Here is a 14,289-nt window from a genome sequence, read left to right as displayed (position 1 = left end):
GTCATTTTTTTTCAATGCGGTTCCGCGCAGGTGAGCTGGCTTTGTCGCAATGCGTCCGACGCGTCTTTGGTTCGGACCCGCGTGCCGATCTTCTCAAGCAGCGTATCGGTTACTGCTACTCCTGCGGTCGTGGCATAATCTGGGAATTTAGGGTGTTGTTTCGCCTGCAATCGCATGATCTGTGCAGGATGGAATCTTTCACCAATATCAGTCAAACTCAAACTTTTTAAGTTAACTTCAAGAAAATTGAAGTGCGACAATTACTCAAACGTCGATAGCCGAACCGACGCTCATTCGCCGACTTTGTCGAACACTCTGAGCGTACCTGTTAGGTCGATTGAAGATTTGATAGATGCATGCCCAAAACAGACAGGGGCAGGTGGTGACAATCTCATTCGAGGGAGTTCATTTCAAAGGGCGTGATCTTGCACGCGGTGTTCTTCTATCTGCGATTTTCAGTTTCGTACCGGGATATGGAAGAAATCCCGGCTGAGCGAGGCGTTTCGGTCGATCATGCGACCCTGAACCGTTGGATCGTCAAATGTGCTCCACCGGTCGCCGACCGGGCGCGTCGTCAGAGGAGCTCCTGCGATCGATCCTGGCGAATGGATGAGACATATGTGCGGGTCAAAGGCAAATGGGTCTACCTGTACCGCGCGGTCGACAAACACGGACAAACCCTTGATTTCATGTTGTCCGAGCGCCGGAACAAAGCTGCAGCGACAAATCTCTTCGCCCGTGCGCTCGAGCTAAACAGGCTCCCGAGAAAGATAGTGATCGACAAAAGCGGAGCCAACACGGCTGGTATCAAAGCCATCAACAGGATGTTGAAAGGCTTCGGTTGTCCGATCCTGATCGAGATGGTTAGGCGAAAGTACCTCAACAACGTCGCGGAACAGGACCACCGTTTCATCAAACGTCGAATCCGCCCAATGCTCGGTTTCAAGTCGTTTGCGTCCGCCTCTGCAACGCTTGATGGTATTGAAATTGCGCAGATGATCCGAAAGGCCAGCTCGGAGTCGGACTCTGCCCATTCAAGCAGTTTGCGAAGCTGGCCGTTCAAGTACAGCAATTTCAACCCGCATTCATACTTCAGAGAAGTTTGCGACAAAGCCCTCGCTATCACCATTGTTGGATGCGATGGCATCATCAGCGATGCCGCCCTGATCCGTCAGAACGTATAAGTACGCCGCCTTTCCCGGTGTGACCTTGGAAAGTTCCCGCGTTGTCAGGTGATCGAGAACCGCCTGAACGTCGAGACCGCGCACGAATACTTTCTTCAAAGGCAACATATCAAACATTCCCGCGCACTCGCGAGCCGCATCGTGTTCATCGTTAGGATCGGTGTCGTATGTCCAGGCGGTGCCCATACCGTTCCAATCCTCAAGCCCTGATCCAAGCGCGGCGTGGCGTGACGCAAGGGCGGATGTGCGGCTGAGTTCTCCGGTCATGGATGTTCCTTTCTAGTACCATTCGTCCGGCATCTGCGCTTTGCGCTCTGACACAAAGTCTTCAAGAGAGACTTGGATGCCGGGATTCATTTCGGGGCGCTGAAAGCCGTTCAACATCTGTTGCCAACACGCAGTGGCGCGCCGGTCCGCCGTAAGCGCACCGTTTTCAGCCCAAGTCTCATAGGGCCCTGTGTCAGAAATCTGTGGCTCAAAATTCGCCGTCGCGTAGTGCCGCAGCGTGTGGCTGGTCGACAGGAAATTCTTGCCCGGGTCTGTTTCAAAATAGGCATCACGGCCAAAGGCCTCGTCATCCGTTTCGAAGCCCTGCAACAGTTTCAGCATTGCACCACAATGGTCGAGATCTAGGATGAATTTCTCGTAGGACATCACAAGCCCACCTTCGAGCCAGCCTGCCGCATGCCAAACCTGATGGGCCCCGGACAAAAGCGTGGACCACATGGCACCGGTGCTGTCCTGCATGGCTTGTCCGTCCGGGGCATTCGACGCGGTGATCTGTCCTCCGCCGGATCGTACTGGCACTCCAAGTCTTCGGCCCAGTTGCGTAAGCGCCATCGTTGTCATGTTCGCCTCGGGCGATCCAAAGGTCAGAGCACCCGTGCGCAGGTTCATGCTGGAGTGGAATGAGCCAAACACCACCGGACAGCCGGGGCGCACCAGCTGCGCAAGCGCGATGCCAACCATCGCCTCGGCCAGTGTTTGCGCCGCCACTGCCGCCGGTGAAAGCGGCCCCATGGCACCCGCGAAAATCGCAGGGGAGACGCAGACACATTGGCCCGCCTCTGCATAGATCCGCAGAGCCCGTGACATGGTGTCATCATAAATCAACGGCGAATTGACGTTGATATTGGCCTGCATCACCGCGTGGCGATCCATGAAGTCGCGTCCGAAGACGAAGCGTGCCATCTCAATACTGTCCCGCGCGCGGTTGGGCGCCGTGACAGAGCCCATAAAGGGCTTGGTCGAGAGCGTCAGATGCGCCAGCATCATGTCGAGATGGCGCTTGTTCACCGGGATATCTGTCGGCTCGACAACAGTACCACCTGAATGGTGCATGGCAGGCGCAAGATAGGCCAGTTTCACGAAATTGCGGAAATCCTCGAGCGTCGCATAGCGCCGACCCTGTGCCAGATCGCTGACAAAAGGAGAGCCATATCCCGGCATCAGCACAACGTTGTTGCCGCCAAGCGTTACAGTCTTGGCCGGGTTGCGGGCATGTAGCTGAAACTCGCTTGGGGCCGTAGCGCAAAGCGCGCGGACATGACCCGGTTCAAACCGCAGGCATTCGCCATCGATGTTTGCACCTGCTTGAGCGAAGAGATCCAGCGCCGTTGGATCGCCCCGGAATTCGACACCGATATTGCTCAGAATCCAATCGGCCTGATCTTCGATCCGGGTTAGTGCCGTATCGCTCAGAAGATTGTATGCAGGTATCTTGCGACCCCTGAACGGCGTGCTTTGAGAGGGCTTGTTATTACGAGCCAAGCGACGTCGGCGCACGCGGCTGCGGTTCCCCGCCGCTTCTGATGTGTCTGCTGCTGCGTTCAAAGGGTCCAACGTCACTACTTCGTTTCACGAACTCGACCGAAAGTCTGGGTCTTAGAAATCTGTTTGAAAATCGAAAATTTCTTTTCTCAGTGTTTAAATAATTTATACGCTATACTCATGACTACCCGCTTTCATCACCATGACTTGCTCAGGCTATTTGCCGAGATTGCCCGCTATTCCAGCTTTTCGACGGCGGCGGCGGCGCTCAATATGACCAAGGGCGCGATCAGCTATCAGATCAAAACGCTTGAGGCCGATCTTGGGGTGATCCTGTTCCAACGAACAGCGCGTGGTGTCATTCTCACCGGTGAAGGACTGAAACTGCTCGCGATCTGCCAGACCCGATACGAAGAAATCGAAACCGAAATTCGGGCGTTGAAGGGGGTTTCGACGCGTTCATTGACCGTTGGGGTCTCGACCTATTTCGCTGCGCGCTGGCTTTCGCCTCGTTTGATGTCGTTCATGCAGAGCCACCCGGACGTTCAGCTTCGCATTCAACCGATGATCGAGTTTTCAGCGCACGAATTGCAAGGTGTGGATCTGACAATCAGATGGGGCAACGGGAACTGGAAAGACGGCACCGTGACACCCTTCTTGCCCATGCCGCCTTTTCCTGTCGGTAATCGGGCGGCAACCGACATGGTGGACCGGTTGGGGATGGAAGAGGCAATATCGCATCTGACCCTGCTCAGAGATCGTGATGACAGCAATGCCTGGTCAGATTGGCTGAACGCCGCAAAGCTTCCTCCGCAATCAAGGCGGGATGTCCTGATCATTCCCGACCCGAATGTCCGGGTGCAGGCCGTCGTTGACGGGCAGGGGATCGCCTTGATGGATGATCTAGTTTGGGACGAATTGGAGATTGAACGGCTGTTTTGTTTGTCCAAGACCGAATTGCCCGACTACGGATATTTTCTGGTTAGCCGCCATAGTGCCGCTTCGAGCGAAGCGGAACAGGCCTTCTCGGACTGGATTCAGGACCAAGCCTGACACCAATCCCTCTGGAGTTTCTTTCGAGTTTTTATTATATGGCGTATAAATTTTTGCAGGAAACCCGGAAGATGCCCACTGGACATATCATGATGGCAATGAGCCTGGATGGATTTGTTGCGCGGCCCGATCACCGGCTCGATTGGTTGGAAAAGCAACCGACTGTGGATGAAGATCACGGGTTTGCCGCCTTTCAGGACAGTGTCGATGTGATCGTGATGGGATCGGGCTCGTATCGGACAGTTCGAGGCTTTGGCGAGTGGCCTTACACGAAACCTGTGGTCGTTCTCAGTCGCTCAATGAAGCCCGACGACATCCCTGAAGATCTGCGCGATAAAGTGGAAGTCTCAGACAAAGCGCCTGAGGATTTGATGACAAGCTTCGACGTACGCGGATTCAATCGCGTCTATGTGGATGGCGGCGCGATTATTCGCTCGTTCCTGAAAGCCGGACTGGTTGAAGACATGCGGATCACTCTGGTTCCCATACTCCTAGGTGAGGGCATTCGTATTTTTGGCGTGACCAAGGGCGACGTTGATCTGGAACTGGTAGCGGTCAACAGTTTTCCCTCGGGTCTGGTAGATCTCGACTACAGGCTGAAAGCCACGTGACGAAAGCTTCTTCACCCGGGCGACCGCTGAAGGCCGATCAGCGCCTTTCGAAACTGCTGATCCTGAAGTCTGCCTTGCCGATTGTTCAAAGCGAAGGCGTTGACGCGCTATCGTTTCGAATGCTTGCCGATCAGCTTGGCGTCACACCGATGGCTGTGACTTATCACGCTGGAACCAAGAAACAGCTCTTGTCCGATTTGGTAGAACTGGCATTTGCAGGCGTCTTGGTAGGTGTGGGCGGGGACGCTCCGGTCGAACGGGCCAGAAGCATAATGGCGACTTACTATGATTATGCTTTGAAGAACGCCAATCTCCTACGGGCGATTCTGGACGATGTGACGCTCTTGAGCGCGGACCTCGCAAACGTGGGTGCTGAGTTGAAGGCCAGCACGGACCAGCTTGAAAACAGCGATGGCGGTGACGTTCTTGTTCACCTGCTGATCGACTATGCACACGGGTTTGTACTCTCTGCCTCCAGCGGAGCAAACAATTCCCTGACAATAGACGATTTTCTGCGTGGGATTGACTGGATCCTTGTTCAAGCGGCGGGTGATGGCACGGCGGCTTGATTTGAAAACATGCGCGTCAGCTGGCTTTGTCGCAAACTTCTCTGAAGTATGAATGCGGGTTGAATTTGCTGTATTTGAACGGCCAGCTTCGCAAACTGCTTGCATGGGCAGAGTCCGACTCCGAGCTGGCCCTTTCGGATCATCTGCGCAATTTCAATACCATAAAGCGTTGCAGAGGCGGACGCAATCGACTTGAAACCGAGCATTGGGCGGATTCGACGTTTGATAAAACGGTGGTCCTGTTCCACGACGTTGTTGAGGTACTTTCGCCTAACCATCTCGATCAGGATCGGACAACCGAAGCCTTTCAACATCCTGTTGATGGCTTTGATACCAGCCGTGTTGGCTCCGCTTTTGTCGATCACTATCTTTCTCGGGGACCCGTTTAGCTCGAGCGCACGGGCAAAGAGTTTTGTCGCTGCAGCTTTATTCCGGCGCTCGGACAACATGAAATCAAGGGTTTGTCCGTGTTTGTCGACCGCGCGGTACAGGTAGACCCATTTGCCTTTGACCCGCACATATGTCTCATCCATTCGCCATGATCGATCGCAGGAGCGCTTCTGACGACGCGCCCGGTCGGCGACCGTTGGAACACATTTGACAACCCAACGGCTCAGGGTCGCATGATCGACCGAAACGCCTCACTCAGCCAGGATTTCTTCCGGACCCCGGTGCGAAACTGAATATCGCAGATAGACGAACACCGCGTGCAAGATCCCACCCTTTGAAATGAACTCCCTTGAATGAGATTGTCGCCACCTGCCCCTGTCTGTTTTGGGCATGCATCTATTAAATCTTCAATCGACCTAACAGGTACTCTCAGAGTGTTCGACAAAGTCACCTTCTTTGGTGGCTATTCTGCAGCGTCCGGAACCGTCGCTTCTGCGTATACTCCTTTCACACGTTCCTTTGTCGGATCAAAATGCGGGAATGGCACGACCCTAGCTTTCAGCCGTTTTTGTTGGCCGTCAAGTTGCCCGATTTCAATGTCGGCCCCAACGGTAGCATGGGTAACCGAAACCCGACCCAACGCGATGACTTTTCCCAGAGCGGGAGATTTCATCGCGCTTGTAATCTCTCCGACCTGCGCTTTTCCAACGCGCACGCAGTCGCCGGGCGAGGGGACCGTGCCCCCTTCGATCTCAAATCCAACCAGTTTCCGCTGGGGGTGAGCCTTGCGTTCTTCGACAGCTGCCCGCCCGATGAAATCGTCGGTCTTTGACTTCAGAGGCACGGTGAAGCCGATGCCGGCCTCAAACGGGTCCGTCTGATCGTCGAATTCTGACCCGGCAAAGATCAAGCCACCTTCGATCCGCAACATGTCAAGCGCCGCAAGGCCAAGCGGTGCTATGCCATACTCCTGACCGGCTTCCCAGACGCGATCAAAGATTTCGACGGCATCCCTTGGGTGGCAGAAGATTTCATATCCCAGCTCGCCGGAATAGCCCGTCCGGGAGATCACAACAGATTTTCCTTGCACATCACCAACCCTGGCGACGGTAAACCGAAACCACAGCAGTTCTTCGATCGTCGGTTGCTGAGGTGGGGTCCAAAAGATCTTGGATAGGATTTCGCGGCTATGCCGCCCCTGTACCGCGATATTGTGCAATTGATCAGTCGAATTGCGCACCCAAACGTTCATGTTTCGCTTGAGCGCCTGCTCCTGCAGCCACAATCCACTGGTATCATTGCCGCCAATCCAGCGGAAATTGGTCTCACCCAGCCGATAGACTGTGCCATCGTCGATCATGCCGCCGTGCTCATAGCACATGGCCGCATAAACGACCTGACCAACGCTCAGCTTTTTCATGTTGCGGGTCACGCAAAGCTGCATCAGCTCTTCGGCGTCGGGTCCGACGACCTCGTACTTGCGCAACGGGCTGAGGTCCATGACGGCAACCTTGTCCCGACAGGCCCAATACTCCGCAATCGCGCCGTGATTGGTCATCGTGTTGGGCAGCCAATAGCCGTTGTATTCGACGAAATCACGGGTATGACGTGCAAAGCAGTCGTGAAATGCTGTTTTCTTGGTTTCTTCCACATCCGCCTCCGCAGATTTTCTATAGCCGTAGGATCGTTTGAAATCCTCGGTCGCCTTGTAGGTTCGCACCTGAATATCGGTTGGGTTCCAACCGTTTGCCGGGTCGATGTCGCAGGGACAGCCGGTGCTGACGCAGACCAAATCTGTCAGCGCCCGCAGCAGGACGAAGTCGCCCGGTCGCGACCAAGGATCGTCCATCCCGATGGCATTGGCGTCGTCCAGCATCGTGTTGAAAAAGAAGTTGATCGCTGGCCAACCGCCTCGCGGTTTGATGCCATATTGATCCAGATCCTTGTTGATGTTGTCCGAGCAATTCACATGGCCCGGATAGCCAAGGTCTTCGTAATATCGCGCGGTACAGGCGAGACCGAAGGTGTCGTGGCGCCCGCACGTATCCTGCACAATCTCGACCAGCGGTTCCTGATCCACCGACCAGTATTTCGAGAATATGCCCGGTTGAGGATACAAGCTGCCCATCAGGCTGCGTGTTGTTGTCGGATCAATCTCACGCTCGATCCCCTGATCCAATGCGCGGCGGCTGAAGGCTTGAAAATCCGAGCACTCGCGCCCGCGGACATCCACGATCTGAATGAACTCTCCGGCCTTCACTTCGTAGGAGTGCGCATTGCCCGGCTGAATATTGAAGTCCTTAAGCGGGTCGGCCAGCGGGTCGGGCGGGCCGACATCGGGCTTTTCCAATCCGGGCGCCGAGCGCTGAATGTACAGGATGACATCTGTGGGTGGATTGTTGTCCTCTGGGCGCATCGCCTCACCCGGTGCGGCGACGATCAAAAGGCCATCATTTTCAGCAACGAAATGAACCATGTCGCCGGGGCGCGATCCATCCGTGAAGGCCTGGATTGCATCGCCATTTCCTATGTCGAACCCGGCAACTTCCAAGGCGCGCAACACTTTCTTGCCGGAAGGCGACCCGTTTGCCAGCGTCGCTATCAAACCCTCGGGACGCCCATGGCCCACCGCACCTAGCATAGCTGCATCGGAGCTTCGGTCAGGGGCAAAGAAGACCATTTCCGCGGGTTGCATTCCATCGCGGTCCAGCAGCGTGATTGTATCGCCCTTGGACACCGGAACAGCGCGCGACCCCATTCCGGGGACCGGGTGGCGCTCCGTTCCATGTGGTAGGATTGGAAGGCCGGGGGCCACAACCCCGCTGCGTTCGAAAGGAACTTCGAATACCGGCTTCACGTTCATAGTGCATTTTCCTGAATGGCTTCGGTTTGGCCGCGGTGAGTGACGACCAGCAGACATCCTGCCTCGGTTCGCGAATAGTGGCTTGACCCAGCTGCAAGGCTGACAAAGTCGCCGCTGCAATATTTAAATCCGTCGTGATCGGTCAGATCGCCTTCGAGGATGAAGAACTCCTCCGGTCCATGATGGATATGAGGGTTCGAGCGGGTTCCCGGCGCCATTTTCATCAGATAGCTGCCTTGCCCGGTTTCCTCATTAAAGCTGACGTTCTTCCACCAGACCTGCGCATCGGGCAGGCCTTCCATCTGCATTCTGACAAACCCCAGGTCGTCGAAACGGGTAACGGTGCGTGTACTTTGCTGCTGTGCCATTTCAATCAAGCCCCAACCGCTTTTTCCGCTGTTCTGCCCAGCTGCTGATTGCCATGTCAAAGGTCAACGCCATCAGCGATACGTTCAGGCCGAGAACGAAGTTCTTGCCCAGCTCGGTGCCCGCCAGCGTTCGCTGCAGTTCCTGCCCCAGATCCTGCGTACCGATGAACGCCGCGATGATGACCATGAAAAAGGCGAACATGATGGCCTGATTGAACCCGACGGCCATTGTCGGCAGCGCCAGCGGAAATTGCACCGACATCAGCTTTTGTCGACGGGTCGAGCCAGACATGTCTGCTGCCTCGGTCATTTCCGGCGGCACGCTGCTGAGGCCAATAATCGTGTATCGGATCAGTGGCACGGCGGCGAAGATCAGGATCGAGAACACAACGGCCACGTCATTGACCCCGAACAACATGATCGCCGGGATCAGGTAGATGAAGCTGGGGAAAGTTTGCGCTGTATCGCAGGCTAGCAGAATGCTCTTGGACCAGCGGTTTGACCGGGCTGCAATAACGCCCAACGGAATCCCGATCAACGTTGCCAGCGCAACGGCTGAGATCACAGTGTAAAGTGTGATGACCGACCGGTCCCACCAGCCTGAAAACGCGACAATCGTAAAGAAGATCGCGGCATAGATTCCGGGCTTCCGGCCCCCGACCCAATAAGCAAAGGAAACCACCAACAAGATGAACGCGGGTGTTGGTATGGCAAGCAATGTGTTGCGGAAAGGAATCAAAACCTTGACGTTCAGGAACCAGCGCAACCATTCAGTTGTCCCTTTGATCACATCGATGGCCAGGAACGACTTGATCACCACGTCGATTTCTTTGCCTTGGCTGAGATGCTGCTTGCGGCCAATTTCCGCGAGGATCGGGAACACCTGCGCCAGCAGAGTAAACCCAACAAACAGACCGAGAGCGACCAGAGAAATCTGGTGTCGTTTCCACCACGGCGTTCCGCGTTCGAAGTGAACAGGTTGCTTGACGACCCAGGCCTTCGACATCCGATCAAGCGTGACGGCCAATAGGACGATGGTCACACCGATCTCGAATGAGCGACCGAGTTTAAAGCTGCCCATCATTGCCAGCAGTTTCGCTCCAAGACCGGGCATACCGATAAAGGCGGTCAGAACCACCATCGCCAGACACAGCATGATCACCTGATTGACGCCAACCAGAACTTCGGTTCGCGCGGCCGGAACGTAGACATGGCGCAACATTTGCCAGCGTGTGCAACCAGACATCTGCCCCGCCTCTATCACTTCGGGGCTGACCTTTTTCAGTCCCAAAGTGGTCATCAGGATCATCGGAGGTATGGCGAATGTAATTGTCGCGACGGCCCCTGCAGTGGGGCCGACCTTGAAAAAGATCACTGCCGGCAAGAGATAGGTAAAGAAGGGCAGGGTTTGCAGTATGGACAGGATGGGCTTCAGCATCCGCTCGAACCAGCTGTATTTCCAGGCGGCGATGCCCAGTATCAGACCCAGCAAAAACGCCAATGGTGCCGCAACCACGATGACGGACATTGTCTGCATGGCGATCTTCCACTGTCCGATTGCGGCGGTCCAGATGAAGGTTCCGGCGCCCAATGCGGCCAGCCGCCAACCACCCACGGCATAGCCGACGACCGCTGCCACGGCGGCGATCGCGGACCATGGGATCGGGCCCAGGTATGGCCAGCGCCGCTTGCCCTCCAATAGATTTGCCGAGGTATCCAGCAGGAACTCCAGCGGACCCTCGGCAATAAAGCGGGTGACATAGATCAGACCGAGATCGTTTTGAATGAAGTTGAAAATTGCATCCAGAACCTGCGCTGTCGGCGGTATTGCGGCTTCGGGGATGCGGTTCAGCCACTCTGGAAGAATACCGACGGCCTTGGCGAGGATCATCGCAAAGGCGGTGACAAGCAGTGCGGTGAGGACTTTGGTCCGTCCCCAAGTTCTGCCCGAAGTGTCCGGTATTTCGGTGGACAATGTTGCCATCATTCCGCTCCAAGCAGAACGTTCAATGCGGTGTCGCGCTCCAGAACCCCGGTGACAACGCCGTTGTCATCCGCGACCGGCAAAAAGATGCGGTTGTCGTTGACCAACACCCGCGCCAGTTCGTGAATAGTTGCGCCGCCATTGATCGGGGTGCCCTCCAACGCATGCCCGTTGACGGGTTTTGCCAGCCCCTTCGCGTGCACGACGCGGGCTTTGTCGATATCTTCTGTAAACTTGGCCACGTATTCCGTAGCAGGGTTCATCACGATCTTGTCGGGGGTATCGCATTGCTCGACCGCGCCATTACGCATGATTGCAATCCGATCCGCCAGACGCAGCGCCTCATCAAAGTCATGCGTAATAAAGACGATGGTTTTACCCAACATTTCTTGCAGGCGCAGGAATTCATCCTGCATTTCGCGGCGGATCAGCGGATCAAGCGCCGAGAAAGGCTCATCCAGAAACCAGATATCCGGTTCAATCGCCAAGGATCGGGCGATGCCGACCCGTTGCTGTTGGCCACCGCTGAGTTCACGCGGGAAGTACTCCTCACGACCCTCAAGGCCGACCAGCTTGATAACTTCCAGCGCACGTTCGCGTCGGTCGTGGCGATCCTGTCCGCGCATTTCCAGTGGGAAAGCTACGTTGTCAAGAACCGTGCGATGCGGCAGCAGACCGAAGGACTGGAACACCATGCCCATCTTCTTGCGGCGCAATTCAATCAGATCACGCTCGCTCAGGGTCATGATGTCTTGGCCGTCAACCTCAATCGTTCCGCCTGTAATGTCGTGCAAGCGAGAGAAGCAACGCACCAGCGTCGACTTACCTGAGCCTGATAACCCCATGATGACCAGCATTTCGCCACGGCTAACTTGGATCGAGACATCCTTGACCCCGGCGATGTACCCATCCGCGCGAATCTCATCGAAACCGCGGCCGGCGGGCATGGACTTCAGATAGCTCTCTGGTGAGGGCCCGAAGAGTTTCCAGACATTTTTTGCTGAGATGACAGGCGCTGTGGCGGACATGGCTGCCTTTCTATCTTGTTGAGCGCGGCCTCATATCGCTCAGAGGATCAAGGCCGCGCCAGTTTCAGTACTTGTGACCGTGCCTTTAGCTGCAGGCGCTGATCCAGGGATCAACAACATCGCGGTTTGCGTCCAACCATTCTTCGGCGGCTTCTTCCGGCTCCAGCTCATCAGTGTCGACCAGCTTCGCCATTTCTGCAATCTGAGGGTTGGTGAAGGAAATCTTGGTTAGCGCGCAATATGCGGCGGGCCATTTGTCATTCATGCCATCCCAAGCTGCCTTTTTCAGATAGCCCTTGGCAGGGTTGCCACAATCATACAACGCATCCGGGTTCGGACCCTTGGCCGGATCCTTGTCGCATCCGTCTTCCCAAGCCGGGAACTCAACGAACTCACCGGGCCATACGGCCTCTGCAAAATTTGGTGTCCAGTTGAAGACCAATACTGGTTTTTTGTCGGCTTCAGCCGCACCAATCTCCGCCCACAGAGCTGCGGCTGACCCCGCATTGATCACGGTAAAGTTCAGATCGAGCGCTTCTGCGCGCTCTTTACCATGCTTCAACCAGTCGACGGGACCGTCCAGATACCGGCCCTTATCGCCGGTTTCAGCTGTGGCGAACAGGTGCGCACAGTCGTTCAGTGCCTCCCAATCGGGCAGTCCGGGACAGGATTCCTTGGTCCACAGGGGATACCACCAGTCCTCGCGTGTGACCGCATCATGATCACCCGCGTCATGCAAACCACCCTTTTCCAGCGCTGCTCGGTAGGAAGCACCAAACGCGCCTTCCCAAACTTCCATCTCAAGCGCGACATCACCCAGGCGCACTGATTCATAGACCGCCTGGCTGTCGGTGGTAACGTATTCGACGTTGTTGCCCATCTCTTCGAAGATCAGGCCGACGACGTTCGACATTACTATCTGGCTGGACCAGTTGTGAATTGGGATGACGATCGGGTCGCTGCTGTCTTCGGCAATCGCCCCTGTTCCCGCTACTGCTGCCAAGGTTGCAGCAGAAAGTAGGTTTGTAAGTTTCATGTTTGCTCCCTGAGTGACGTTCGTTTTTTTGGATTGGGACTCTTCTGGCCCCGGATTCGTGCATTCTGCCTAATGTTGCCCAAGATGCAGAACAGAGATTTGAGGGGCTTTGACCATAATTTCTTGAGGCTAATCTGACTTTTTGTTATCTTAACAGACAGTTGTCTGATCGGATGCTTGCAGGTTCGGGCAAATGTCTTTGATCGCGACAACCTCCAATTCGGGAATCCGCCCTCAAGTGCCAAAAAAAACTTCAGTCACCGGGAAAGTCCTTCCGCCACTAGACTATCTGCTGGCGTTTGAAGCCGCCGCAAAGGCGCAGAGCTTTGCGCAAGCCAGCAAAGTTCTAAACATCTCGGAAACCGCGATCAGCCGCAAAGTGCGCTTGTTGGAACAACACTATGATGTGCCCTTGTTTGTGCGTGGGCATCGTTCAGTTTCCCTCACCCAACAAGGGGCGATCCTGCTGACCACTGTGGAAAAATCGTTGGATCTGATGCGGGATGTCAGCCGTGACATGCTGGCCAAGCATCAGGCCAATACGGTCTCGATTTCGGCGACCAATTCTGTTGCGTCTCTTTGGCTGATGCCGCAACTTCGTAAGTTTAACAAATCCAATGGCCGTATCCGTATTTCGCTGGTTTCCTCTGACAGTGACGCAGAGTGTCTGTCAGATTCGATGGACCTGACGATTTTACGTGGGGATGGCGATTGGCCGGGATACGAGGCAAAGCTTTTGTTCGGAGAAACTGTTTTCCCGGTCTGCAGCCCCGAGTATCTCAAAAGCCACCCGAATGCGGCGGATCTTTCGTCTCTGCCGGAACTTGACCTCATTGAAGTCACCAGTAGTCATGCTGAATGGATGACATGGCGCACGTGGTTCGGTGGCAACGGTGTATCTATGACGTCAATGGACCAGGCCGTGGCGTTCAACACCTATCCGCTATCGGTGCAAGCTGCAGTCGATGGATTGGGTATTGCATTGGGTTGGGCCCATCTTGTTGACCCTTTGCTTGATAGCGGCGCCTTGGTCAGGCCAGTCCAGAGCGCATCGGTTCGAACGCAGTCCGGTTATTACTTGTTGAAAAGGCCACTTCACAAAGCTTTCCCGGAGCAGCGTATTGTAGAAGATTGGTTGCTGGGTCTCAGCGCGGGTCGAAAAAGATACGCCTGATCCCGGTGTCTGCCGCTATTTCTTGATGGCGATCTAAGTAACTTCCCCAGGTGCGACTAGCTCACGTATTGACCCAAGGGAATATTTATTTACTTTAAAGAAAAAATGCAAACGAATCTGGTTTGGCCCATCGCCATTCCGGTTGGAACAATAATAGCCAATTATATGCAGGGAGACCGAAACCCAATGAGCTACAAATCCGACATCGAAATCGCCCGCGAAGCGAACAAGAAGCCGATTCAGGAAATCGGTGCCAAGA

The 14,289-nt window shown here is 55.2% G+C and carries 12 protein-coding genes and 2 pseudogenes; 5 read left to right on the top strand and 9 right to left on the bottom strand.

What is annotated here, in order from left to right; translation table 11 throughout:
- Positions 1-11 precede the first annotated feature (11 nt).
- Positions 12-260 carry a hypothetical protein gene (locus AC2FEE_RS20745; protein WP_496867221.1) on the bottom strand — a complete coding sequence of 83 codons (249 nt, stop codon included), beginning with the start codon at positions 258-260 and terminating at the stop codon, positions 12-14.
- A gap of 122 nt (positions 261-382) precedes the next feature.
- On the opposite strand from AC2FEE_RS20745, the pseudogene AC2FEE_RS20740 reads away from it, so the two are divergent.
- A pseudogene (locus AC2FEE_RS20740) lies at positions 383-1,057 on the top strand (IS6 family transposase); the annotation flags it as partial.
- 28 nt (positions 1,058-1,085) lie between these two features.
- Here the strand turns inward: AC2FEE_RS20740 and AC2FEE_RS20735 are convergent.
- Together AC2FEE_RS20735 and AC2FEE_RS20730 are read right to left on the bottom strand one after the other, a co-directional pair.
- Complete coding sequence (locus AC2FEE_RS20735) at positions 1,086-1,451, bottom strand: hypothetical protein (RefSeq protein WP_496867220.1); 366 nt, start codon at positions 1,449-1,451, stop codon at positions 1,086-1,088.
- A 12-nt stretch (positions 1,452-1,463) separates the two neighbouring features.
- The gene (locus AC2FEE_RS20730) at positions 1,464-2,969 is read right to left on the bottom strand and encodes a trimethylamine methyltransferase family protein (RefSeq protein ID WP_496867275.1); all 1,506 of its coding nucleotides are present in this window, start codon (positions 2,967-2,969) and stop codon (positions 1,464-1,466) included.
- A gap of 165 nt (positions 2,970-3,134) precedes the next feature.
- Between AC2FEE_RS20730 and AC2FEE_RS20725 the strand changes: the two genes are divergently transcribed.
- The 3 genes from AC2FEE_RS20725 (at position 3,135) to AC2FEE_RS20715 (ending at position 5,187) form a co-directional block, all read left to right on the top strand.
- Entirely contained in the window at positions 3,135-4,007 is an 873-nt protein-coding gene (locus AC2FEE_RS20725) for a LysR substrate-binding domain-containing protein (RefSeq protein ID WP_496867219.1), read from the top strand.
- Between the two features lie 89 nt (positions 4,008-4,096).
- Complete coding sequence (locus tag AC2FEE_RS20720; RefSeq protein WP_496867218.1) at positions 4,097-4,618, top strand: dihydrofolate reductase family protein; 522 nt, start codon at positions 4,097-4,099, stop codon at positions 4,616-4,618.
- Complete coding sequence (locus AC2FEE_RS20715) at positions 4,615-5,187, top strand: TetR/AcrR family transcriptional regulator (RefSeq protein WP_496867217.1); 573 nt, start codon at positions 4,615-4,617, stop codon at positions 5,185-5,187. The genes AC2FEE_RS20720 and AC2FEE_RS20715 overlap by 4 nt, the downstream gene beginning before the upstream one ends.
- Before the next feature lie 80 nt (positions 5,188-5,267).
- Here AC2FEE_RS20715 and AC2FEE_RS20710 read toward each other — a convergent pair.
- From AC2FEE_RS20710 to AC2FEE_RS20685, 6 genes and pseudogenes are all read right to left on the bottom strand, one after another.
- Positions 5,268-5,973, bottom strand: a pseudogene (locus tag AC2FEE_RS20710) (IS6 family transposase); the annotation flags it as partial.
- A 67-nt stretch (positions 5,974-6,040) separates the two neighbouring features.
- Complete coding sequence (locus AC2FEE_RS20705; protein ID WP_496867216.1) at positions 6,041-8,440, bottom strand: trimethylamine N-oxide demethylase; 2,400 nt, start codon at positions 8,438-8,440, stop codon at positions 6,041-6,043.
- Positions 8,437-8,808 (bottom strand): cupin domain-containing protein, encoded by a 372-nt coding sequence (locus tag AC2FEE_RS20700; RefSeq protein ID WP_496867274.1) that lies wholly within the window; start codon positions 8,806-8,808, stop codon positions 8,437-8,439. The genes AC2FEE_RS20705 and AC2FEE_RS20700 overlap by 4 nt, the downstream gene beginning before the upstream one ends.
- Position 8,809: 1 nt before the next feature.
- Complete coding sequence (locus AC2FEE_RS20695; protein WP_496867215.1) at positions 8,810-10,792, bottom strand: ABC transporter permease; 1,983 nt, start codon at positions 10,790-10,792, stop codon at positions 8,810-8,812.
- A complete protein-coding gene (locus AC2FEE_RS20690) occupies positions 10,792-11,820 on the bottom strand; it encodes a quaternary amine ABC transporter ATP-binding protein (RefSeq protein ID WP_496867214.1) in 1,029 nt (342 codons plus the stop codon). The genes AC2FEE_RS20695 and AC2FEE_RS20690 overlap by 1 nt, the downstream gene beginning before the upstream one ends.
- Before the next feature lie 85 nt (positions 11,821-11,905).
- Complete coding sequence (locus tag AC2FEE_RS20685) at positions 11,906-12,856, bottom strand: ABC transporter substrate-binding protein (protein ID WP_496867213.1); 951 nt, start codon at positions 12,854-12,856, stop codon at positions 11,906-11,908.
- Positions 12,857-13,049: 193 nt separating this feature from the next.
- On the opposite strand from AC2FEE_RS20685, the gene AC2FEE_RS20680 reads away from it, so the two are divergent.
- Positions 13,050-14,030, top strand: a complete 981-nt coding sequence (locus AC2FEE_RS20680) for a LysR substrate-binding domain-containing protein (RefSeq protein WP_496867212.1) — start codon at positions 13,050-13,052, stop codon at positions 14,028-14,030.
- Positions 14,031-14,289 lie beyond the last annotated feature (259 nt).

The sequence above is a fragment of the Ruegeria sp. YTSC199 genome, from assembly GCF_059609725.1.
The sequence above is the reverse complement of the archived record's forward strand: the minus strand, read 5'-3'. Positions and strand labels throughout refer to the sequence as shown.

Bases quoted from the DNA above. Each gene is read 5' to 3' on its own strand.
- AC2FEE_RS20735 (WP_496867220.1), bottom strand. From the start codon at position 1,451: ATGACCGGAGAACTCAGCCGCACATCCGCCCTTGCGTCACGCCACGCC.
- AC2FEE_RS20725 (WP_496867219.1), top strand. From the start codon at position 3,135: ATGACTACCCGCTTTCATCACCATGACTTGCTCAGGCTATTTGCCGAG.
- AC2FEE_RS20720 (WP_496867218.1), top strand. From the start codon at position 4,097: ATGATGGCAATGAGCCTGGATGGATTTGTTGCGCGGCCCGATCACCGG.
- AC2FEE_RS20705 (WP_496867216.1), bottom strand. From the start codon at position 8,440: ATGAACGTGAAGCCGGTATTCGAAGTTCCTTTCGAACGCAGCGGGGTT.
- AC2FEE_RS20700 (WP_496867274.1), bottom strand. From the start codon at position 8,808: ATGGCACAGCAGCAAAGTACACGCACCGTTACCCGTTTCGACGACCTG.
- AC2FEE_RS20695 (WP_496867215.1), bottom strand. From the start codon at position 10,792: ATGGCAACATTGTCCACCGAAATACCGGACACTTCGGGCAGAACTTGG.
- AC2FEE_RS20690 (WP_496867214.1), bottom strand. From the start codon at position 11,820: ATGTCCGCCACAGCGCCTGTCATCTCAGCAAAAAATGTCTGGAAACTC.
- AC2FEE_RS20685 (WP_496867213.1), bottom strand. From the start codon at position 12,856: ATGAAACTTACAAACCTACTTTCTGCTGCAACCTTGGCAGCAGTAGCG.
- AC2FEE_RS20680 (WP_496867212.1), top strand. From the start codon at position 13,050: ATGTCTTTGATCGCGACAACCTCCAATTCGGGAATCCGCCCTCAAGTG.